Genomic DNA, 20,378 nt, shown 5'->3' on the forward strand with positions numbered 1-20,378 from the left:
GCATGGATGCGCGCCAGCAGGAATAGTTCTTCGGCCTCGGTTCGCATCGTCGCCCCTTGCATACCCTGGTCGGCAGTCGTGTCGCATCCGTGACCGAATCGCGGCCACCGGCGTGACCCTATCCCGGCCGTCCGGATACCGCCGGCGCTGCCATTCTCATGCTCCAACCGGCGCGGAAACCTCGTCACGCCCACGGATCGGAATCCGACCCGCCCGCGTCTTCGACCATGTCAAATTCGGCGTCGCCATCGATCATCGACGCGGCGAGCTTGTCGAGCAGCGGCCGGTCCTGGACCAGCACCTTCTCGACGCTGGCAATCAGCGCATTGTAGAAGCCGTTGCCGGCCGCGCGTGATTCCTCGGTGGGCGATGGCAGCCGCTGGAACAGGTTCCTGGTGGTGAGCGTGGTCAGTTCCACCATCACGCGATTGGCGAAGTTCACCTGCCCCACCTCGCGGCGCAGCGCCCGCACTTCCGCCAGCAACGCGGCGTCCTGCCGCTGCGCCGCCACGGGGTCGTAGCGCTCCCTCACGGCCGCCTCGACGACGGCCCGTACTGAAACGTTCCGCTGGTCGGCCTCCCGTCGGACGACCTCCATCAACCGCGCGTCGATGCGGGTGTGGAGGTTTGCCGCCCCGGCCGCTGCGCTCATGGCGCTACCCCCACCACTGTCGCCGGCGAAGCTCCGATTGGCAGCCGGATCAGGCCCATTCGGGCATGTGTCGGATTGCAACACGCCCCCGATGGTATGCAGCAGGATTTCTGCTTTGGTGCCAACAACTTGCGCGATTCATACACACACACTTTTATCTTGCCGTCCATCATCTCCTCTCCATTTCCGACCTTTTGCCCGCCTACAACGAACCAGGGCTTCGCAGCGCCGCCGCGATCTCGGCGAGCTTCGCCTTGGCCAGTTCGGGACTGCGCTGCGGTCGCCGCGCCTTCGCCTCGCTCCGCTTTCGGCCTTCCTCGGCCTCCTGGGCGCGCCTGGCGGCCACCGCGTGGCCTTGCGCAGGAACGAACGTCCCTTCCCTTGCACGCGCCACCAGCGCCCTCAGGAGCGCGATACGCGACGACTTGACCCTGTTGGCGGCCATCAGCCCTGCCAGCTCGTCCAGCACCGCCTGGGCGGCGCCCTGCTCCAATCCTTCGATCAGGCTTTCGACTACTACCTGCTCGGCCTCTGGCAGCCCTCGCGGCCACGCCAGCGGCGCGGTAGTAGTTGTTCCAGATAGTTCTTGGTGCTTGTTAGTACTTAGTAGCGTGCGGTTTTCCACTTGTGGATTTCCCACTTGTGGAAAACCGGAAACTGGATGGGCTTCACACTTCGCGGGCTCGGGGCGGTCGGTGACCCACCAGACCCAGTGCAGGAAACGTCCGCGGTCATCCCGGTGCGCATCGATACCCATGTAACCGAGCGCCTGCAGCTGCTGGATCGCCGCCCGGATGGCGTACTTCCCCGTGCACTTCTGGCGCGAAATCCACTCGATGGTGACGCGGAAATCGGGCGGCAGATGCAGCAGGAAGGCGAGCACGCCGAACTCCTTGAAGCCCAGCCTCTGGTCGCGGATCACGGCGTTCGGAATGATCGTGAAGTCACGCTCCACGCGGTGCCGAAGGATCGCCTGACCGCGTTCCCAGCTGCCACCATTCCTGGCCTGTCTGGACGCACCCATTGGTCAGGAGTTGTCGATCAGTTCGGCGATCTGGTGGGTGCGGAAGTAGACCCGTCGCCCGATGCGGATACGCGCGTTGTCGAGCACCTGCGCGGCACTGGAAGTCCGCCTGGCCATCGTCACCCGAAGGCCCGATTCGCTGCGCTTGAGAACGCCGGCAAGCTGTTCGTAGGTCATCAGCTCGCCGTAGCGTTCGATCATGTGTTCGGCTGTATTCATATCGGTTGCGTTGTTGTCGGCGCTGGTTTGCGTCGAGCAACAACGTATTGCCTCGGATAAGGCGACGCGATGCGAAAAAGTCAACAAGCTGTCATTGCGGCATTGCGGCATTGCGGCATTGCGGCACGACGGCATGAAGGCATGAAGGCATGAAGGCATGAAGGCATGAAGGCATGCCAGCTTGATCGCTTGCCCACTTGATAGCTGCCCGCTTGACAGCTTCCGCTGCTGCAGATCAGTCACAGCGACGTGCATGCGATTGCCAAGCTTGTCCCGGTTGTCGAGACTTGCCACCAGCAAGATCGGGTCATCCCGATCAGGTTCTGCAAGCATGTCCAAGCCGCACTATCGCCGCGCGACCCTCTGGCTGCGCGGCCAGGACGAAGAAGGCTTCGCGCCCGGCTGCCATGTTGGGCCGGACTTCGATCGCCTGTACTGCAAGCTCTGCGGAGAATTCACGGAAGCTTTTGCGGCGCAGGTGCTGAGCGTCGATTTGGTCGGCCTACGTGCCCGTCTGCACCACTGGCCACTGCAGGACGGGCTTCGCATCCGTGTGGAAGGAGCCAGTCAGCGGTTCTGCAACGCGCACGTCAGCCGCAACCGAAAGCAGAACGATTACGCGACGCTGCAGCAGCTCCGCCGCCGCCAGGCACCGGGCCGGGACGCTCTTCTACGGGCCCTGTCGATCAAGTATCCCGAGCTGCGCCAGCCGCAAGGATTCGAGCGCGCGAAGGCGCTGGCGACCAGCCAAAGCGTCGCAAGGATGTATGGCCGTCGGCGAAGCGAGGCCATCGAAGCCACCACGCCGGCACGGTTGTCTCTGCTGGAAAACCTGTGCGTGCCGGCCGGCGTAGTGACCCGCCCGGAGTCACTGCTTGCGGTGGACATCAACCGGGACCGCATCGCGCTGCGCAGCTCGCAGGGCGAGGACTGGTCAGGCCCCGCCGCGCCGGGCGCTCCCTGGCTGCAGGCCGGCGCGGCGCTGGCCGCGCAGGTCACTACGGGCAACCGTACTGACGCGCCCGCGGACCGCCTGCTGCTCGACCTTCCGGACCTCTGGGCTCATGCCCGGCTGCGCCCCGGTGCGGTCAGCTTCGACTTCGCCAGCGTGGACCTCTGGCCCGAACTGGAGGAGGTGGTCGCCGCCACCTCCGCCCGGCAGCTTCCGCTGCACGCGGTCCAGGCGGCCTACCAGGTCCTCCGCGCGTAGGTGCGTATAGCGCTTGAGCATCTGCATGGACTTGTGGCCGCTGATCGCCGAGACCTCCTGATCGCTGAAGCCGGCTTCCACCAGCCGGCTGACCGCTTCGTGCCGCAGGTCGTGGAAGTGCAGGTCGGCCAGGCCCAGCGCCAGCTTGGTGTCGTTCCAGGCTTTGGTGAAGGCATAGGGTCGTCGCTTGCCGTCCTTCCCGGGTTCGCCAAAGAACACCAAGTCGCACTCCTTCGGCCGCGTCGGATTGGCCAGCGCTGCACGGAGAACCTGGGTTGCGCGTTGGGTCAGTGGCACGGTCCGAGCGCTGTCGTTCTTGGTGACGGACAACCGCACAACGCGGCGCGCCAAGTCCACCTGGTGCGGGCGCAGGCCGAGGATCTCCCCCGAGCGCATGCCGGTTTCCAGCGCAAGATTGAAGATCCAGCACAGCATCGGGTTGGAATGGGCGCTGACGGCCGCCTGCAGCCGCGCTTCCTCGTTCGCCAGCAGGCGCCGGGACCGACCCTCTCCCGGCGGCGGCTTGCGGATGCCGGCCACGGGGTTGTGGACTAGCCCGAGCCGCCATTCGCGGATGGCGGTGTTGAACAGGTGGCTCAACAGCGCCAGCTCCAGGCGCACGGTGTTCGGGCTCAGTGGCGTCACCTTGCCGGCGACCCGGTGCACGCGCTGCCCGGGAGTGACCAGACGCTCGTCGCGGTAGCGCGCGACAAGGTCCGGCGTGATCGCCGCCAGCGAGTACGCGCCAAAGAATTCGCGCAGCCGTTCGGCGCGGGGCGCCTCCGAGCGCTGCGTACTCGGCTTCTTGGTCGGCAGCACCTCGGACAGGTAGCGGTCGAGCGCATCGGCGAAGCTCATGCGCTCCGAGCGCGAGCGGTCGATGTACACCCCGCGCACCATTTCGTCCTCTGCGCGCCGCGCCCAGTCCTCGGCGTCGCGCTTGGTGCGGAAGGTCTTGGCACTGGTCGGCCAGCCCTTCTTGCGGATGAGCGCTTTCCAGGTGCCGGAGGGTGTCTTGCGGATCGTCGCCATCGGTCGCTGCGCCTCGGTGGTGTACCGAAACTGTACCGATGGCGTTTCTCGAATCCCGAGACTTCGCGCAAGTCACTGATTGTATTGGTGGGTCGTGATGGATTCGAACCATCGACCAGCGGATTAAAAGTCCGATGCTCTACCGACTGAGCTAACGACCCGGTGCTGCCTGGGCGATGGCGCCCTGCCCCGGCCTTGCGCCGGGGGCGTGCATTCTAGCGCATGGGACGTGGGCGCGGCATACCCATGGCGGTCACGCGTATCGGGTCGGGTCGGCCGCACCGGCAGCGCGGAAGCCGTCGGCCCGCAGGCGGCAGGCGTCGCAGTGTCCACAGGCACGGCCGTCGGCATCGGCCTGGTAGCACGACACGGTCAGGCCGAAATCCACGCCCAGGCGCAGGCCCTCGCGGACGATGTCGGCCTTGCCCATGTGCTGCAGCGGCGCATGCACGCGGATGCCGGCGCCTTCCACGCCGGCCTTGGTCGCGAGGTTCGCCAGCGCCTGGAAGGCCTCGACGAACTCGGGCCGACAGTCCGGGTAGCCGGAGTAGTCGACGGCGTTGACGCCGCAGAAGATGTCCGCGGCGCCGAGCACTTCGGCCCAGCCCAGCGCCATCGACAGCATGATGGTGTTGCGCGCCGGCACGTAGGTCACCGGGATGTGGCCGGCCGGGGCATCCTCGCCGACCGGGTGGCCGTCGGCATCGGTCGGCACGTCGATGTCGTCGGTCAGCGCGGAGCCGCCGATCGCGCGCAGGTCCACGTCCACCGTCTTGTGCGCGGCCACGCCCAACGCTTGGGCCACGCGGTCGGCCGCGTCCAGCTCGGACGTGTGGCGCTGCCCGTAGCGGACGCTGAGCGCATGGACGTCGAACCCCCGCTCGCGGGCGATGGCGATGACGACGGCGGAGTCCATGCCTCCGGACACGAGGACGACGGCTTTCTTCATGGCGGTACGGCGGTTCCTGGGCGAAGGGCGTTCGGGGACGACATCAAGTGCTGGAAGCGATCAACGCCCCGGCGCGTCGTCCCATAAGAGCTTGTGCAGTTGCAGTTGGAAGCGGACGGGCAGGCGGTCTGCGACGATCCAGTCCGCCAGCGCGCGCGGGTCGACCTGCTGGAAGCTCGGCGAGAACAGTACGTCGCAGCGATCGACCAGCCGGTACTCCGACAGCTTGGCGACGGCCCAGTCGTAGTCCTCGCGCGAACAGATGACGAACTTCACCTGGTCGCGCGGCGTCAGCAGCCCGATATTCGACCAGAGGTTGCGATGGACTTCCGCCGAGCCGGGGGTCTTGATGTCGAGGACCCGCGACACGCGCAGGTCCACGCCGCCGATGTCCAGCGCACCGGAGGTCTCCAGCGACACGTCATATCCCGCGTCGCACAGGCGGGACAGCAGGCCCACGCAACGCTTCTGCGCCAGCGGCTCGCCGCCGGTCACGCAGACATGGCGGGCACCCTGCCGTTCAACTTCGGACAGGATGTCGTCGAAGGTCCACCAGTCACCGCCGTGGAAGGCGTACGCGGTATCGCAGTACTGGCAGCGCAACGGACAGCCGGTCAGGCGCACGAACACGGTCGGCCACCCGATGCTGCGGGATTCGCCCTGCAGCGAAAGGAAGATCTCGGTGATCCGCAGCCGGTCCGGCGCCACGGCGGCCGCGTCGGCGCTCAGTGCATTCATGCGCGGATTTTACCGGAGCGGGCCGACGGCCGCGCGGGTCAGCGGAGGCGGTTGAGCTGGATGGCGCTGAGTCGATCGGCGGCGGTGCGCGCGGCATCGGTGCCCGGATAGCGCTGCGTCACCGTGCCCAGCGTGGCTTCGGCCTCGTCGACGCGCTCCAGGCCGTACTGGGAAAGCCCCAGCTTCAGCAAGGCACCGGGCGCCTTGTCATGGGTCGGATAGCGGTCCAGGAGGGCCTGGAACTGGGTCATCGCCAGGGGATAGTTGCGGGTGACGTAATAACTCTCGCCGAGCCAGTACAGGGCATTGGGCGCATAGGCGCCATCGGGGTACTCGACCAGGAAGGCCTGGAAGAGGTTGGCGGAGTCGTCGTAGCTGCCGGCCTTCAGGGCATCGAAGGCCGCGTCGTAGGCGGTCTGTTCGTCCGCCCCCATCGCCAGGGTGCCCGCGTCGCCGTAGACGGCAGGCGGGGTATCGCGGACCGCCGGTGCGGTCGCGCCCACGGAAGCCGACGGGACGCCGGCCTCCACGGGGGCTGCCTCGCCACCCTCCAGGCGGTTGAGGCGGCTGTCCAGGTCCATGTACTGCGCCTTGCCGGACTCCTGCTGGCGCTGCATCTGGTGGTTGAGCTCCTCCACCTGCGACCGCAGGGCCTGGACCTCGGCCTTGAGCTGGTTGACCTGGTTCAACAGCTCGATGCTGGCCTGGTTGTCATTGGCGCGGGCTTCCAGCGCGGTCACCCGGTCCGACAGGCTCATGCGCTGCGCGTGCACGGGTGCGGCGGCCACCAGGGCCGCCGCGAGTGCCATGCATGCGATCAACGGACGCATCGACACGTACCGCATCACTTGGCGGTGTAAACGATCTCGACGCGACGGTTCTTCGCCCAGCAGTCCTCGCTCGAGTCGGTGCAGACCGGGCGCTCTTCGCCGTAGCTGACCACGGTGGTCTGGCTGCCGTTGCCGCCGCTGGCCTGCAGGGCCGAGGACACGGCGTTGCCGCGGCGCTCGCCGAGGCCGACGTTGTAGTCGCGGCTGCCGCGCTCGTCGGCGTTGCCTTCCAGGGTCATGCGCGAGGTCGGACGGTCACGCAGGTACTTGGCGTGGCAGCTGACGATGGCCTGGAACTCCGGACGCAGGCTGTCCTGGTCGAGGTCGAAGTAGACGGTGCGCTGGCGCAGGCAGGCGTCGGTGTCCAGGTCTTCCGGCGAATACACGTTCGACTGCACCGGGGCGGTCGGGGTGGTGGTCGTCGGGACCTGCGGCGGGACCTCTTCCTTCTTCTTGTTGCTGGAGCATGCGACGACGGTCGTGCAGAGGGCGACGGCCAGGAGGGTCTTGCCAAGGGTGGCCGGGGTGATGCTGTTCATTGGTGTTCCTCGTCTTTAGCGTGGGACAGATCAAACTGCGAATGGGACTGCTATCAAGTACGTGTGTGCTTCTTGTATCGAGACCCGGTACTCCTCCGGGGCGCATGCTTCCTTCCATTCATGCATCAGTGCCCGTGCACGTCGGGTAAAAAGGGATATCAGCGCTTCAAGCGGTAGGGTCCCCAGGCCGGTTCGCGCACGTCACCGTCCGACAGCACCAGGCGCTGGCGCACCCGGGCGTCGGCAGAGACGGCATACAGCACCCCTTTCCGGCCTTCCCGCGCAGCATAAAGGATCATGCTGGCATTGGGGGCAAAGCTGGGCGACTCGTCCAGCGAGCCGGGCGACAGGGTGGTCCAGCGGGGGGAGCCCAGGCTGCTGTCGCGCAAGGCGATCCGGTAGGTGTTGCCGCTGCCCTGGGCCGTGACCAGCTTCTTGCCGTCGAACGAGACGTCGGCGCTGGCGTTGTAATTGCCCTCGAACGTGACCCGGGTGGCACCGCCGCCGGTCGCGGGCACCTGGTAGATCTGGGGACGGCCGCCCCGGTCGGAGGTGAAATAGATGCTGGCGCCGTCCGCGGACCAGGTCGGCTCGGTGTCGATGCCGAAGTGGTCGGTCAGCTGGGTCAGGGCACGGCTGCCCAGGTCCATGACGTAGATCTCCGGGTTGCCGGACTTGGACAGGGTCAGGGCGAGGCGACGGCCGTCCGGCGAGAACGCCGGGGAGCCGTTGATGCCGCGGAACTTCGCGATCATCTCCCGGCTGCCCGAGCTGATGGTCTGGATGTAGATGGAGGAATTGCCGCCTTCGAACGACACGTAGGCAAGGCGATCGCCGTCGGGGCTCCAGGACAGCGAAAGCAGGGGCTCGGAGGAGCGGACGACGGTCTGCGGGTTGAAGCCGTCGGAGTCGGCGACCAGGAGCGCGTACTGGGTGGACTGGCCGGTGCCGGTGGCGGTCACGTAGGCGATGCGGGTGAAGAAGGCGCCGGGCACGCCCAGGATCTTCTCGTACACCGCATCGGCGACCTGGTGGGCCACGTCGCGCATCGCGCCGGCGCGGGCGGTCAGGGCGAAGCCGAGCAGACGCTCCTGGGTGGCGACGTCGAACAGCTCGTACTCGACGCGGTAGCCTCCGGCGGAGGCATCCAGTACCCGGCCGACCAGCAGGTAGTCCTGGTTGAGGGCGCGCCACGTGGGATAGTTGACTTCGCTGCCACGCGAGGGGCGCTCGACGACCTGCGCGTCCGGCAGGCTGCGGAACTGACCAGAGCGGTTGAGGTCGGCGGCGACCACCGCGGCGATGTCGGTTTCCGGGGTCGCTCCGCTGCCATGGTACGGCATCGGCACCACCGCGATCGGCAGCGCGGCGGCATTGCCGCCCACGATGTCGAACTCCAGCCCCTGCTGGGCGGAAGCGGCGAACGGCAGCACGAGAGCGAGCAACGCGGCGAACCAGCGCAGGGGTCGTTTCATGATCGATTCCGGTTGGGGTCTGGAAGTCTTAACAGCTTCGGCGTTAAGGCCGTCTCAAAGATGAACAGGGACGAAGCGACGGATCAGCGGTCGCGTGCCTCGAAGTTGATGGTGAGGGTGCGCTGGAAGACGCTTTCGAAACCGGCGTAGGGCAAGGGCTGGGCCTTGAGTACCGCGGCTTCGATCGAACGCTGCCCCTGTTCATCATAGGCGCAGGGCGACCCCACCTCGACGCTCATGACATTGCCGCCCGGGGACTGTCGGATGGTCAGGCGGCAGCGCGCGCCGATCGGCACGGTCTCGGGCCGCGTCCATTTCGACAGGATCGCCTGCTGCAGGGCCGACTGGTATTTCGCCAGCAGGCCGTCGTCGGTGCCACCCTGCCCCGGCGGCGCGCTGGCGGCCCCGGCCGACGCGGTGCGCGCCTGGGCATCCGCGACCTGCCGGGCGCGCTGCTCGGCCAGCTCCACCTCACGCTGGGCGGCCTCGCGCTGGCGGCGGATCTCGGCGAGCTTTGCCTGGCGGTCCGCCTCGGCCTGCTGCTCGGCCAGCCGGCGCTGCCGCTGGGCCTCCTGCTCGCGCTGGCGCTCGGTCAGGTCGATCTGGTCCTGCCGGCGCTTGGCCTCCTGGATCCGTGCATTCTCTTCAGCGGCCAGGGCGGCTTCGCGGTCGGTAACCGCGTCCTGGTTGACGTCGTCGGGCTCGATGACGAAATCCTGCGGCGTCGGCTGCGGCGGATTGGGCGCATCCTGCGGTACCGGCTCGGGCAGGGGCTGCGGTGGCGGGGTGGTCGGCTGTTCGACCGGTTCGGGCGGCTCCGGGGGCGCCTCCACCGGTTCCGGCCGTTCGGCCAGCGCGCGCTGGACGCTCGACGTCAACGCGTTGGCGTCGACCACGTCGGCCGCGATCGGCTCGCCCGCGGCCTGCACCTGCGGCGTCCGCGTCCACCAGGCCCCCACCAGCAGCAGGACCATGAGGACGACGTGCAGGCCGACCGCGAGGACGACGGCGATCGTGGTGTCGGACCGGGTTTCCCGCATCTAGCGACCGTCCTCGCCGCGGCTGATCAGGCTGACCCGGGTCACGCCGGCACGGTTGATGCGGTCGATCGCCGACATGACGTGCTGGTAGCTGGCTGCACGGTCGCCGTTGACCAGCACGCTGCCATCGGGATTCTGCGCGTGGATCGCGGCGAGGCGGACCTCCAGGTCCTCCCCGGTCACGCTCTGGTTCTGCCCCTCGACCATCAGGGCGAGGCCGCCATCGGCGTACACGCTGACGACGACCGGATCCTTCGGCGTGCTCAGCGAGCGCGCCTCGGCATCCGGCAGTTCGATATCCGTGCCGAGGTTCATCAGCGGGGTGGTGACCATGAAGATGATCAGCAGCACGAGCATCACGTCGATATAGGGGACGACGTTGATCTCGGCCTTCAGTTTGCGTTTGCGCTTGCGTCGCGCGGCGATGCCGGACATGGCGCTCCTCTCGTGTTCGGTTGACCCAACGGCTGGACGACGACTGCGGGGTCAGTCCTGCACCTGGCGTTCGAGGATGGAGGCGAATTCGTCGGCGAAGGCGTCGTAGCGGCCGCCGATGCGCTCTACCTTGGTCGCATAGCGGTTATAGGCCCAGACCGCCGGGATCGCGGCGAACAGGCCCATCGCGGTCGCCACCAGGGCCTCGGAGATGCCCGGCGCAACGGTGGCGATGGTCGCCTCCTTCATGTTGGCCAGGCCGTGGAACGACACCATGATCCCCCACACCGTGCCGAACAGGCCGATGTAGGGCGAGATCGAACCGACGTTCGCGAGGAACTCGAGGTTCTGCTCCAGGTCATCGAGCTCGCGCGAGGCCGCGACGCGCATGCCGCGTTGCGCGCCCTCGAGCTGGGTCCGGCTGTCGATGCCGCGGCGCTGCCGCTGGCGACCGAACTCGCGGAAACCGGCTTCGAAAATCGCCTCCATGCCGCCCACCGCGCGATTGCGCTCGGTCGCGCCGGCATAGAGCTTGTTGAGCTCGGTGCCGGACCAGAACCGCTCCTCGAACTGTTCCGCCTCGCGCTCGGCGCGGTCGAGTACCCGCTTCTTCCGGAAAATGATGACCCAGGACGCGACGGACGCGAACACCAGGATCAGCATGACCAGCTGCACCGGGATGCTGGCGTGCAGGATCAGTTCGAGGATGCTGAAGTCGCCCGAAGCGGCAGCCAGCTCGCTGGCCTGACCGAGGGCATCGCCGACGGCTTGGCCGGCCTCCTGCGGCAGCGGTTCGACGACGGTGGCCAGCAGCGTGCTCGGCATTGGGATCATGCGATTTTTCTCCGTGCCCCGCGGGGCGTGAATCGGTTGCGAATCAGTTGTCCTGCGTTTCCAGCGACTTCAGGTGCGCGTAGAGCCCTTCCGGGATCGCACAGGGCCTGAAGCTGGCCGCCTCCAGCGCCGCGACGCGCACCCGCGCGGTCAGCAGCACCTCGTCCCCGCGCCGGACCTCCTGCGCGAACACCGCGCTGGCACGCCGGCACCCGGCCAGTGCCACCGTGACGTCGAGGGCGTCGTCGAGCCTGGCGGGCTTGAGGAAATCCAGCTCCATGGCCCGTACCGCGAATACCAGCCCGAGCGATTCACGCATGCCGCCCTGCTGGTAGCCCAGGGTGCGCATCCACTCGCTGCGCGCACGCTCGAGGTAGGCCACGTAGCGAGCGTGGTACACCACCCCGCCCGCGTCGGTATCTTCCCAGTAAATCCTGATCGGAAGGCTGAACATTGGTTTAAGGCCCGATGAAGTCAGGGGGCGACCGCGCGCCGCCGCCCTCATCCGGGCGGCCCTGCGCGTTCCGCATCGAAAAGATCGTCGGCACCCGCGCGCGGCTTGAGCCCAAGGTGCCGGTAAGCGCGGTTCGTCGCCATCCGGCCGCGGGCGGTGCGGACCAGGTAACCCTGCTGGATCAGGTAGGGTTCGACCACGTCCTCGAGTGTGCCGCGTTCCTCGCTCAGGGCCGCGGCCAACGACTCCACGCCAACCGGGCCGCCGTCGAAGTTCTCGATGATCATGGCGATCAGGCGCCGGTCGAGTTCGTCGAAGCCCTGCGGGTCGACCTTGAGCATCGCCGTCGCCGCGTCGGCGACCTCGCGCGTGATCGCCCCGCCCGCCTTGACCTGGGCGTAGTCGCGCACGCGTCGCAGCAGGCGGTTGGCGATGCGCGGCGTGCCGCGCGACCGGCGCGCGATCTCGGCAGCGCCCTCGGCGGCGCAGTCGATGCCGAGGATGCGGGCCGAGCGCCGGACGATCCGGGTCAGCTCGTCGGTGTCGTAGAACTCGAGCCGCTGGACGATGCCGAAGCGGTCGCGCAGCGGCGCGGTCAGCAGGCCGGCGCGGGTAGTCGCGCCGATCAGGGTGAAGGGCGGGAGGTCCAGCTTGATCGAGCGCGCCGCCGGGCCTTCGCCGATCATGATGTCGATCTGGAAATCCTCCATCGCCGGGTACAGCACCTCCTCGACGACGGGCGACAGGCGGTGGATCTCGTCGACGAAGAGCACGTCGTGCGGCTGGAGGTTGGTCAGCAGCGCCGCGAGGTCGCCGGCCTTCTCGATCACCGGCCCGGAAGTGACCCGCAGGTTGACCCCGAGCTCGTTGGCGATGACGTGGCTCAGCGTGGTCTTGCCCAGCCCCGGCGGACCGAAGATCAGCACGTGGTCGAGCGCTTCGGCCCGGCCCTTGGCCGCCTCGATGTAGATCTGCATCTGCTCGCGCACCGGCGCCTGGCCCAGGTACTCGTCCAGGCGTTGGGGCCGGATCGATGCCTCCAAGGCGTCGTCCTCGCGGGTGGCTCCGGCGTCGATGAGGCGCTCTTCGGTCATTCGGTCATGGTCGCACGCGGTCCCCCTCGCCGCCCAGCCTGACGAAGGTCGCCCAGCCTCAGATTTCCACCTGGGCCCCGAGTTCCACCAGGCGGTTGCCGGGGATGTGGAAGTATCCGGTGGCCGGCGCGGCGTTGCGGTGCATCAGCGCGAACAGCTTGTCGCGCCAGACCGGCATGCCCCGGCGGCGCATCGCGACGATGGTTTCGCGGCTGGAGAAGTAGGTCGTGTCCATCGGGTCGAAATAGACCCCGCCCTCGTCGCAGGACCGCATGAGCGCCAGCGGCACGTCCGGCGTCTCCATGAAGCCGAAGCGGATCACGACGCGGTAGAAGTCGTCGCCGATCGCCTCGATCTTCAACCGCTTGTGCGCGTAGGGCACGGTCAGCGTGTCGACGGTCAGGAACACGTTGCGCTCGTGCAGCACCTTGTTGTGCTTGAGGTTGTGCAGCATCGCGTGCGGCACCACGCCCTTCTGCGCGGTCAGGAACACCGCGGTACCCGGCACCCTGACCGGCGGCGCCAGCATCAGCCCCGGGAGGAAGGTATCGAGCTGGATGCCTTCTTTCTGGATCTCGTCGCGCAGCAGCTTGCGCCCGCGGCGCCAGGTGCGCAGGAGGGTGAACAGCACCACGCCGACCACGACCGGGAACCACCCGCCATCCAGTACCTTGGCGCCGTTGGCGGTGAGGAAGGCGAGGTCGATGAAGAAGAACGGCACGCACAACGGGAGCACCCACAGGCGCCAGCGCGGCCACAGCGCGCGGGCCACGATGGCCAGCAGCAGCGTGTCGATCAGCATGGTCGCCGACACCGAGATGCCGTAGGCAGTGGCGAGCGCGGTCGAGCTGCCGAAGCCCAGCACCAGCGCGATGACGACCACCATCATCGTCCAGTTGATCGCGGGGATGTAGATCTGCCCGATCGTCTCGCTGGAGGTGTGCTTGATGTTCATCCGCGGGATGTAGCCCAGCTGCATCGCCTGCCGCGCGACCGAGAAGCCGCCCGTGATGACCGCCTGCGATGCGATCACCGTCGCCGCGGTCGCCAGCACGATCATCGGGATACGCCCCCACTCGGGGACACCGAGGTAGAACGGGTTGCGGATGGCCGCCGGGTCTTCGAGCACCAGCGCGCCCTGCCCCAGGTAATTGATCATCAAGGCAGGCAGGACGAAGAAATACCAGGCGTAGCGGATCGGCTTGGCGCCGAAATGGCCCATGTCCGTGTAGATGGCTTCGCCGCCGGTCACCGCCAGCACCACCGCGCCGAGGATGAAGATCCCGTGCCAGCCATGGTTGGCGAAGAACTGCACCGCCCACATCGGGTTGATCGCGTGCAGGACCTCGGGCTCATGGGTGATGTTGAACACGCCCAGGACGGCCAGCACCAGGAACCATGTCCCGGTGATCGGGCCGAACACCTTCCCGACCTTCGCCGTGCCGAAGCGCTGGGTCGCGAACAGCGCCGCCAGCACCACCACCGAGATCGGGACGATCCAGTTGTGCAACTGCGGCGCCACGACCTCCAGGCCCTCGACCGCCGACAGGACCGAGATCGCGGGCGTGATCACGCCGTCGCCGAAGAACAGGGACGCCCCGAAAATGCCGAGGATGCCGACCAGGTAGGCCGAGCGCGAACCGGTGGGCAGGCTTCGCTGGGCCAGCGCCATCAGCGCCATGATGCCGCCCTCGCCGTGGTTGTCCGCGCGCATGATGATGGTCACATACTTGAGCGTGACCACCAGCATCAGCGACCAGAACACCAGCGACAGGACCCCGAGCACGGTGTCGTGGTTGGCGACCAGGCCGTAGTGCGGCGAGAACGCTTCGCGGATGGTGTAGAGGGGGCTGGTGCCGATGTCGCCGAACACCACGCCGATGGCCCCGACGACGAGGCCGAACAGGCCGATATTGCCGTGCCCGTGCCCGCCGCCGTGTCGCTGCACGTCGTCGCCAGTCGGATTGTCTACATTGGCCATCGCGGATTTCCGGGAAACAGGGCGTGCCGGCTCAGCGGAGCGCGGACTTTAGCGCCTTTCGGATGATGGTGGCGGCATCGTCGCCGGCCTCGGTGGCAGCCTTGGCCATGCGCACGGCCTCGGCGGGCTTGTAGCCGAGCTGCTGCAGGGCGATCACGGCCTCCGACTGGGGATCGCCCGGAAGGCCGGCGCCCGCGAGGGTCGCACCGCCGCCGGCGAGGTCCGCCGCGCGGTCGCGCAGCTCGACGACCATGCGCTCGGCGGTCTTCTTGCCGATGCCGGGGATGCGGGTCAGCGCGGTGACGTCGCTGGCCTGCACCAGACGCGCGAACTCGTCGACGCTGACGCCGGACAGCACCGCGAGCGCGATCTTCGCGCCGATGCCGCTGACCTTCTGCACGTCCCGGAACAGCCGTCGCTCGGACTCGCGCATGAAGCCGTACAGCGAGACGCTGTCTTCCTTCTGCGCGTAGTGGGTGAACAGCGCGACCTCGCGCCCGACGTCGGGCAGGTCGTAGAAGGTGCTCATCGGCGCCTCCAGCTCGTAGCCGACGCCATTGACGTCGACCACCAGCCACGGCGGCTGCTTGTGCACCAGGATGCCTTTCAGGCGACCGATCATGGCAAGCCCCCTCCTGCCCGTGTCGAAGCGTGCGCGCTCACGTGCGCCTCCGCAACTGGTTGACCGCGATGCCGGTCCGGCCCGCGGTGGCGCTCATGTGCGCATGGGTGAGCGCGATCGCCAGCGCATCGCCGGCATCGGCCTGCAGCTTCGCGTCGCCCAGGTTGAGCAGCAAGCGCACCATGTGCTGTACCTGCTGCTTGTCGGCGGCACCGCGGCCGACAAGCGACTGCTTGATCACGCGCGGCGCGTATTCGCTGACCGGCAACCGGCGGCGGACGACCGTCGCCAGTGCGGCGCCCCGCGCATGACCCAGTTTCAGGGCCGACGTGGCGGACTTGTCCATGAACACGGTCTCGATGGCGACCTGCTGCGGCTGCCATTCGTCCAGCGCCGCTTCCAGCCCTTCGCAGAGCAGGCCGAGCCGGGACGGGAAGTCCTCGGCATCCAGCAGTTTCAGCACCCCGGCGTGCACGTAGCGGCAACGGCCGTCGGCCCCCACGTCGATCACCCCAAGGCCAGTACGTTGCGAGCCGGGGTCGATACCGAGGATGCGGGTCACGCGCTGGCCTCCGCCGGATAGAACGGGCGGCGGGCAAAGCGTCGCAGGTAGCGGGAACGTGGCACGGTCAGCAGCCTACGCCTCAAGCGTAGGCGTCCTCGCCCAGGTCGGCGTTGGAATAGACGTTCTGCACGTCGTCCAGGTCTTCGAGCCAGTCGAGCAGTTTCGCGACCTGCCGGGCCATGTCGCCCTCGACGGCGATGTCGTTGTCGGCGCGGAAGGTCACTTCGGCCTGCGCCGGCTCGATACCGGCCGAGGCCATTGCGGCCTTCACGTCGTCGAAGGCCTCCGGCGGCGCCAGCACGTCGATCGAGCCGTCTTCCGGATAGACGACGATGTCCTCGGCGCCGGCCTCGATCGCCGCTTCGGTGACCGCATCCTCGTCGCTGCCGGGCGCGAAGCTCAGCACGCCCAGCTTGCGGAACATGAAAGCAACCGAGCCGTCGGTGCCGAGGTTGCCGCCGAACTTGCCGAAGGCATGGCGCACGTCCGCAACGGTGCGGACCTTGTTGTCGGTCAGGCAATCGACGATCACGGCGACGCCACCGGGGGCGTAGCCCTCGTAGCGGATCTCTTCGTAATTGACGCCCTCGAGCTCGCCGGTCGCCTTCTTGATAGCGCGCTCGACGACGTCCTTGTTCATGTTGGCGCCCAGCGCTTTGTCGATCGCGGTGCGCAGGCGCGGGTTGTTGCCGGGGTCGCCGCCGCCCGCCCGCGCGGCCACGGAGATCTCGCGGATGATCTTGGTGAACATCTTGCCGCGCTTGGCGTCCTGGGCGCCCTTGCGATGCTGGATGTTGGCCCATTTGGAATGACCGGCCATGACGTTCCTGGTATGCCTGCTGGCAGGGGTTTGCTGCGGTGCGCAATTATAGGCAAGGCTCAGGCCGCGTGCAGGAACCGCCCTTCCTCGAGGAAATGGACGGCCTGGCGGGCAGCGTCGTGGGACAGCAGCAGGCTGGAGTGGCTGGCGTGGACGATGACGTGGTCCTGCAGCCCGGGGGGTCGGGTTTCCGCCAGCGACACGGTGCCGTCATGCGGGCCCTCGACCCGGCCAAAGAGCTGGCCCAGCCCGAGCGGACGATCACCGGCGACCATGCCGACCTCGACCCCGACCGGAAGCTCCGGGCAACCGACGTCGAGCACGGCCGCGCTCTCGCCCACCGTGAAACGCCGGAGCGGGCGGGTGCCGGCGTCACGGGCGACGCCGCTCCCGCACAGCGGCGAGCCGAGGCAGACCACGCGACCTCCCCCCAGGCCGGGCCGGTCCCGCATCAGGCCGAGCGCCAGCACGCCACCGAGGCTGTGCGCCAGCACATGGCAGGGCGAGCCGGCCAGGCACGCTTCCAGCCTCGGCCGCGCATCGGCGGCCGATCGCGTCACGCTGGGATAGTCGAAAAGCTCCGGCTGGAACCCCGCCGCCTTCAGGCGCGCGCCCAGCCAGCGCATGGAGAAGCTCCGCATCCACAGGCCGTGCAGCAGGACGACCCGCCGGACCGGAGTCCCCACGCCTCAGCGCCCTGCCGCGGCGACTTCGCGCGCGACCCAGTCGTCGATCATGCGCTTCTCGTAGGCGAGCGCATCATTGTGGTAACGCAGGTTCGAGCGCGACAGGTAGGCCATGTCGCTGAGCTTCCGCTCGCCCTGGTCGATCACGTCCCCGTCGGCGCCGGTGCGGGTGAAATCGAAACGCAGCCGCGGCGGATAGATGTCGCGCTGCAGGCGGATGCGGTCGCCATCGATGCCGCGGCCGGGCTCGTAGTCGCCGGCGAGATCGATGTCGGTAATGTGGATGGCGACGCGCTGGCCCTCGGGGAGAACGCGCCCGACCCGCTCGGCGAGGTATTCGGCCAGGTCGTTTACCCAGTCGCCCTGCTCGGCCTCCCAGCGGTTGCCGCTGCCGCGCAGTTCGCTGAAGCTCGAGGGGTCTTCCCAACTGACCTGCACCGGTCCGGTCGTCTCGAGCTCGCGAGGCAGGTCGGGGTCGGTCACGGTACGCACGGCCCCGGCGGGACCTGCGACGAGCAGTGCCAGCATCGCGCCAGCAAGGACGGTTCGAATCTTCATGGACGGCCTCCGGTCGAGGGGCGGGCGACAACGCCCTGCCTTCATTCTCCCACTACGTTCGACCCGGGGCGATCCGTCGCACCCTGCGCACGGCATGCGCGATCCGTTCAGGCTCGTGACGTGCGCGCACCCCCATCAGGGACCGGACAAACCCGGCCCCGATCCGGCGATCAGCGCTCGGGCTGCGCCCGGACCGCCACGTGGACCTCGGCCAGCTGCGCGTCCGGGATCGGCGAGGGGGCACCGGTCATCAGGCACTGCGCGCCAGTGGTCTTGGGGAAGGCAATGACGTCGCGGATCGATTCGGTACCGGCCATCAGCGCGGCAATACGGTCGATGCCGAAGGCGATGCCGCCGTGCGGCGGCGCGCCGTACTTCAGCGCGTCGAGCAGGAAGCCGAACTTCGCCTCCGCCTCCTCCGCACCGATGCCGAGCAGTTCGAACACCGCGGACTGCATGGCCGAACGGTGGATGCGGATGGAGCCGCCACCGATCTCGTTGCCGTTGAGCACCATGTCGTAGCCTCGGCTCACCGCGGTCCGGGCATTGGCGCGCAGGTCATCGATGCTGTCGACCGCCGGCGCTGTGAACGGGTGGTGCAGAGCCACGTGGCGCTGCGCCTCCTCGTCCCATTCGAACATCGGGAAATCGGTGACCCACAACGGCTTCCAGCCGGCCTGGACGAGGCCGAAGTCCTTGCCGGCCTTCAGGCGCAGCGCGCCCATGAAATCGCTGACGGTCCCGCGCGCACCGGCGCCGAAGAACACGATGTCGCCATTGACGGCGGACACCTGCGCAAGCAGCGCGGCGAAGGCCCCGTCGCTGAAGAACTTGGCGATCGGCGAGGAGACCTCGCCCGTTTCGGACAGCTTGATGTAGGCCAGGCCCTTGGCGCCGAACTTCGCGGCGTGCGCGGCGTACTCGTCGATCTGCTTGCGGCTGAGCGATGCGCCGCCCGGGATGCGCAGGGCGCAGACACGGCCGCCTTCGACGCCCGCCCAGTCGGTGAACACCTTGAACTCCGAGCCCTTCACCGCGTCGTCCACGTCGACCAGCTCCAGGTCGATGCGCAGGTCGGGCTTGTCTGAACCATATCGGCGCATCGCCTCGGCCCAGGTCATGCGCGGGAACGCGCCGAGATCGACGCCGATCACCTCGGAGAAGACGTCGCGGATCATCGTCTCGGTGGCATCCTGGACGTCGCGTTCCTCGACCCACGCGAATTCCATGTCGAGCTGGGTGAATTCCAGCTGGCGGTCGGCACGCAGGGCCTCGTCGCGGAAACAGCGCGCGATCTGGTAGTAGCGGTCGAAGCCCGCCATCATCAGGATCTGCTTGAAAAGCTGCGGCGACTGCGGCAGGGCGTAGAACTCGCCTTCGTGCATGCGTGCAGGCACCAGGAAGTCGCGCGCGCCCTCGGGCGTGGCCTTGGTCAGGATGGGCGTCTCGATGTCCTGGAAGCCACGCGCGTCCAGCCAGCGGCGCAGCGCCTGCACGAGCTTCGTGCGGGTGCGCATCTTGCGCTGCATGTCGGGGGTGCGCAGGTCGAGGTAGCGGTACTTCAGGCGGATGTCCTCGCCCGGGTTCTCGTGGGCGTGGAACGGCAGCGGCTCGGCCTTGTTGAGCACTTCGATGCGACGCGCGACGACCTCGACCTGGCCGGTCGGAATCTTCGCGTTCGGGGATTCGCGGCGACGCACTTCGCCGGTGATGCGCAGGCAGTCTTCGTAGCCAACATCGGCGGCCATCGCGATCACCTCGGCATTGCCGTCCACGCCCTGCTCCGGCTCGGCGACGACCTGGACGATGCCCTCATGGTCGCGCAGGTCGATGAAGCACAGGCCACCCAGGTCGCGGGCGACATCGGCCCAGCCGCACAGGGTGACGGTCTGGCCAATGAGCGAGGCGTCGATCAGGCCGCAGAAGTGGGTACGCATGGAAACTCCGGACGGTGGCCGCGGGTGGGCGCGGAAAGCCGTCTAGTTTAACGGGTCGAGGGGCCCTGGGTCGGGTTGGCCGCCTTGGGGCGGGCGGCGGGTGAATCGGGGGCGATCCGTCCAGGCTCAGGGTGGGAGCGGCGCTTGGGGGCGGTGTCGGGTCGAGACTTCGGGAGAGGGCGGCGCGCGAAGCGGGCATTGCGTACAGGCGGACAGGACGTCCGCCGGCGGCGAGTCGGGCCATGGATGGATACGACCGAGCCGGGGAGCAATGCCCGGACAGGGCGCCGCTCCCTCCGAAGACAACGAAAACGTCCGCCCGGGACAATGCGTTACGCCGTCCGAAGCCCGCAACTATCCCGACTTCGTATCCGTCTTGGCTGCCGCGGGCTTCGCGTCGGACTTCGCCGGGGCATCGGCCTTCTTCGTCTCGGCGCCCTTGTCGCCACCGCCACCGGCATCGCCGGCCAGGTTGCGTTTCTTGTCGCCGTCCTTCTTGAAATCGGTTTCGTACCAGCCACCGCCGGCCAGACGAAACTGCGGTGCAGTCAGCTTGCGTCCCACCGCCGACGCGCCACAGGCCGGGCACTCGGTCGGGTCGGCGTCGGACAGCTTCTGCAGGCGGTCGAAGGCATGGCCGCAGGCGGCGCATTCGAAGGCATAGATCGGCATGGCGCAGGCTCT

The 20,378-nt window shown here is 68.0% G+C and carries 22 protein-coding genes and 1 tRNA gene; all 23 read right to left on the reverse strand.

Annotated elements, in window-relative coordinates; all coding sequences use genetic code 11:
• Positions 1-184 precede the first annotated feature (184 nt).
• Positions 185-652: a hypothetical protein gene (locus H4F99_RS08510; RefSeq protein WP_182669307.1), complete on the reverse strand. Its 468-nt coding sequence runs from the start codon at positions 650-652 to the stop codon at positions 185-187.
• 202 nt (positions 653-854) lie between these two features.
• On the reverse strand, positions 855-1,607 hold the full coding sequence (locus H4F99_RS08515) for a hypothetical protein (protein ID WP_182669308.1): 753 nt from the start codon (positions 1,605-1,607) through the stop codon (positions 855-857).
• Positions 1,608-1,679: 72 nt separating this feature from the next.
• Positions 1,680-2,234: a hypothetical protein gene (locus tag H4F99_RS14370; protein ID WP_220481088.1), complete on the reverse strand. Its 555-nt coding sequence runs from the start codon at positions 2,232-2,234 to the stop codon at positions 1,680-1,682.
• Positions 2,235-2,829: 595 nt separating this feature from the next.
• On the reverse strand, positions 2,830-4,137 hold the full coding sequence (locus tag H4F99_RS08525) for a tyrosine-type recombinase/integrase (protein ID WP_182669309.1): 1,308 nt from the start codon (positions 4,135-4,137) through the stop codon (positions 2,830-2,832).
• An 85-nt stretch (positions 4,138-4,222) separates the two neighbouring features.
• Positions 4,223-4,298, reverse strand: a tRNA-Lys gene (locus tag H4F99_RS08530).
• A 92-nt stretch (positions 4,299-4,390) separates the two neighbouring features.
• Entirely contained in the window at positions 4,391-5,086 is a 696-nt protein-coding gene (queC, locus tag H4F99_RS08535; RefSeq protein WP_182669310.1) for a 7-cyano-7-deazaguanine synthase QueC, read from the reverse strand.
• 60 nt (positions 5,087-5,146) lie between these two features.
• Positions 5,147-5,824 carry a 7-carboxy-7-deazaguanine synthase QueE gene (gene queE / locus H4F99_RS08540; protein ID WP_182669311.1) on the reverse strand — a complete coding sequence of 226 codons (678 nt, stop codon included), beginning with the start codon at positions 5,822-5,824 and terminating at the stop codon, positions 5,147-5,149.
• Between the two features lie 38 nt (positions 5,825-5,862).
• Positions 5,863-6,654: a tol-pal system protein YbgF gene (gene ybgF / locus H4F99_RS08545; protein ID WP_425488007.1), complete on the reverse strand. Its 792-nt coding sequence runs from the start codon at positions 6,652-6,654 to the stop codon at positions 5,863-5,865.
• Positions 6,655-6,668: 14 nt separating this feature from the next.
• Positions 6,669-7,193 (reverse strand): peptidoglycan-associated lipoprotein Pal, encoded by a 525-nt coding sequence (pal, locus tag H4F99_RS08550; RefSeq protein ID WP_182669312.1) that lies wholly within the window; start codon positions 7,191-7,193, stop codon positions 6,669-6,671.
• Positions 7,194-7,351: 158 nt separating this feature from the next.
• Positions 7,352-8,668, reverse strand: coding sequence for a Tol-Pal system beta propeller repeat protein TolB (gene tolB, locus H4F99_RS08555; protein WP_182669313.1), 1,317 nt, complete (start codon positions 8,666-8,668; stop codon positions 7,352-7,354).
• A gap of 83 nt (positions 8,669-8,751) precedes the next feature.
• Positions 8,752-9,708, reverse strand: coding sequence for a cell envelope integrity protein TolA (tolA, locus tag H4F99_RS08560; protein WP_182669314.1), 957 nt, complete (start codon positions 9,706-9,708; stop codon positions 8,752-8,754).
• Positions 9,709-10,143: an ExbD/TolR family protein gene (locus tag H4F99_RS08565; RefSeq protein ID WP_182669315.1), complete on the reverse strand. Its 435-nt coding sequence runs from the start codon at positions 10,141-10,143 to the stop codon at positions 9,709-9,711.
• Between the two features lie 51 nt (positions 10,144-10,194).
• Entirely contained in the window at positions 10,195-10,977 is a 783-nt protein-coding gene (tolQ, locus tag H4F99_RS08570; RefSeq protein WP_182669316.1) for a protein TolQ, read from the reverse strand.
• 43 nt (positions 10,978-11,020) lie between these two features.
• Positions 11,021-11,482: a tol-pal system-associated acyl-CoA thioesterase gene (ybgC, locus tag H4F99_RS08575; protein WP_182669317.1), complete on the reverse strand. Its 462-nt coding sequence runs from the start codon at positions 11,480-11,482 to the stop codon at positions 11,021-11,023.
• Positions 11,479-12,525, reverse strand: coding sequence for a Holliday junction branch migration DNA helicase RuvB (gene ruvB / locus H4F99_RS08580; RefSeq protein WP_182669318.1), 1,047 nt, complete (start codon positions 12,523-12,525; stop codon positions 11,479-11,481). The genes ybgC and ruvB overlap by 4 nt, the downstream gene beginning before the upstream one ends.
• Positions 12,526-12,583: 58 nt before the next feature.
• Complete coding sequence (locus tag H4F99_RS08585; protein ID WP_182669319.1) at positions 12,584-14,506, reverse strand: potassium transporter Kup; 1,923 nt, start codon at positions 14,504-14,506, stop codon at positions 12,584-12,586.
• A 31-nt stretch (positions 14,507-14,537) separates the two neighbouring features.
• Positions 14,538-15,128, reverse strand: coding sequence for a Holliday junction branch migration protein RuvA (gene ruvA, locus H4F99_RS08590; RefSeq protein WP_182669320.1), 591 nt, complete (start codon positions 15,126-15,128; stop codon positions 14,538-14,540).
• 37 nt (positions 15,129-15,165) lie between these two features.
• Positions 15,166-15,690: a crossover junction endodeoxyribonuclease RuvC gene (ruvC, locus tag H4F99_RS08595; protein WP_182669321.1), complete on the reverse strand. Its 525-nt coding sequence runs from the start codon at positions 15,688-15,690 to the stop codon at positions 15,166-15,168.
• Between the two features lie 82 nt (positions 15,691-15,772).
• A complete protein-coding gene (locus H4F99_RS08600; protein ID WP_182669322.1) occupies positions 15,773-16,513 on the reverse strand; it encodes a YebC/PmpR family DNA-binding transcriptional regulator in 741 nt (246 codons plus the stop codon).
• A 59-nt stretch (positions 16,514-16,572) separates the two neighbouring features.
• Positions 16,573-17,199 (reverse strand): esterase/lipase family protein, encoded by a 627-nt coding sequence (locus H4F99_RS08605; RefSeq protein ID WP_182669323.1) that lies wholly within the window; start codon positions 17,197-17,199, stop codon positions 16,573-16,575.
• Positions 17,200-17,202: 3 nt separating this feature from the next.
• Positions 17,203-17,757, reverse strand: coding sequence for a DUF3016 domain-containing protein (locus H4F99_RS08610; protein ID WP_182669324.1), 555 nt, complete (start codon positions 17,755-17,757; stop codon positions 17,203-17,205).
• A 170-nt stretch (positions 17,758-17,927) separates the two neighbouring features.
• The gene (aspS, locus tag H4F99_RS08615; RefSeq protein WP_182669325.1) at positions 17,928-19,694 is read right to left on the reverse strand and encodes an aspartate--tRNA ligase; all 1,767 of its coding nucleotides are present in this window, start codon (positions 19,692-19,694) and stop codon (positions 17,928-17,930) included.
• A gap of 354 nt (positions 19,695-20,048) precedes the next feature.
• Positions 20,049-20,366, reverse strand: a complete 318-nt coding sequence (locus H4F99_RS08620; RefSeq protein WP_182669326.1) for an FmdB family zinc ribbon protein — start codon at positions 20,364-20,366, stop codon at positions 20,049-20,051.
• Between the last annotated feature and the right edge of the window lie 12 nt (positions 20,367-20,378).

This window comes from Marilutibacter penaei, assembly GCF_014145395.1.
GTDB lineage: Bacteria > Pseudomonadota > Gammaproteobacteria > Xanthomonadales > Xanthomonadaceae > Marilutibacter > Marilutibacter penaei.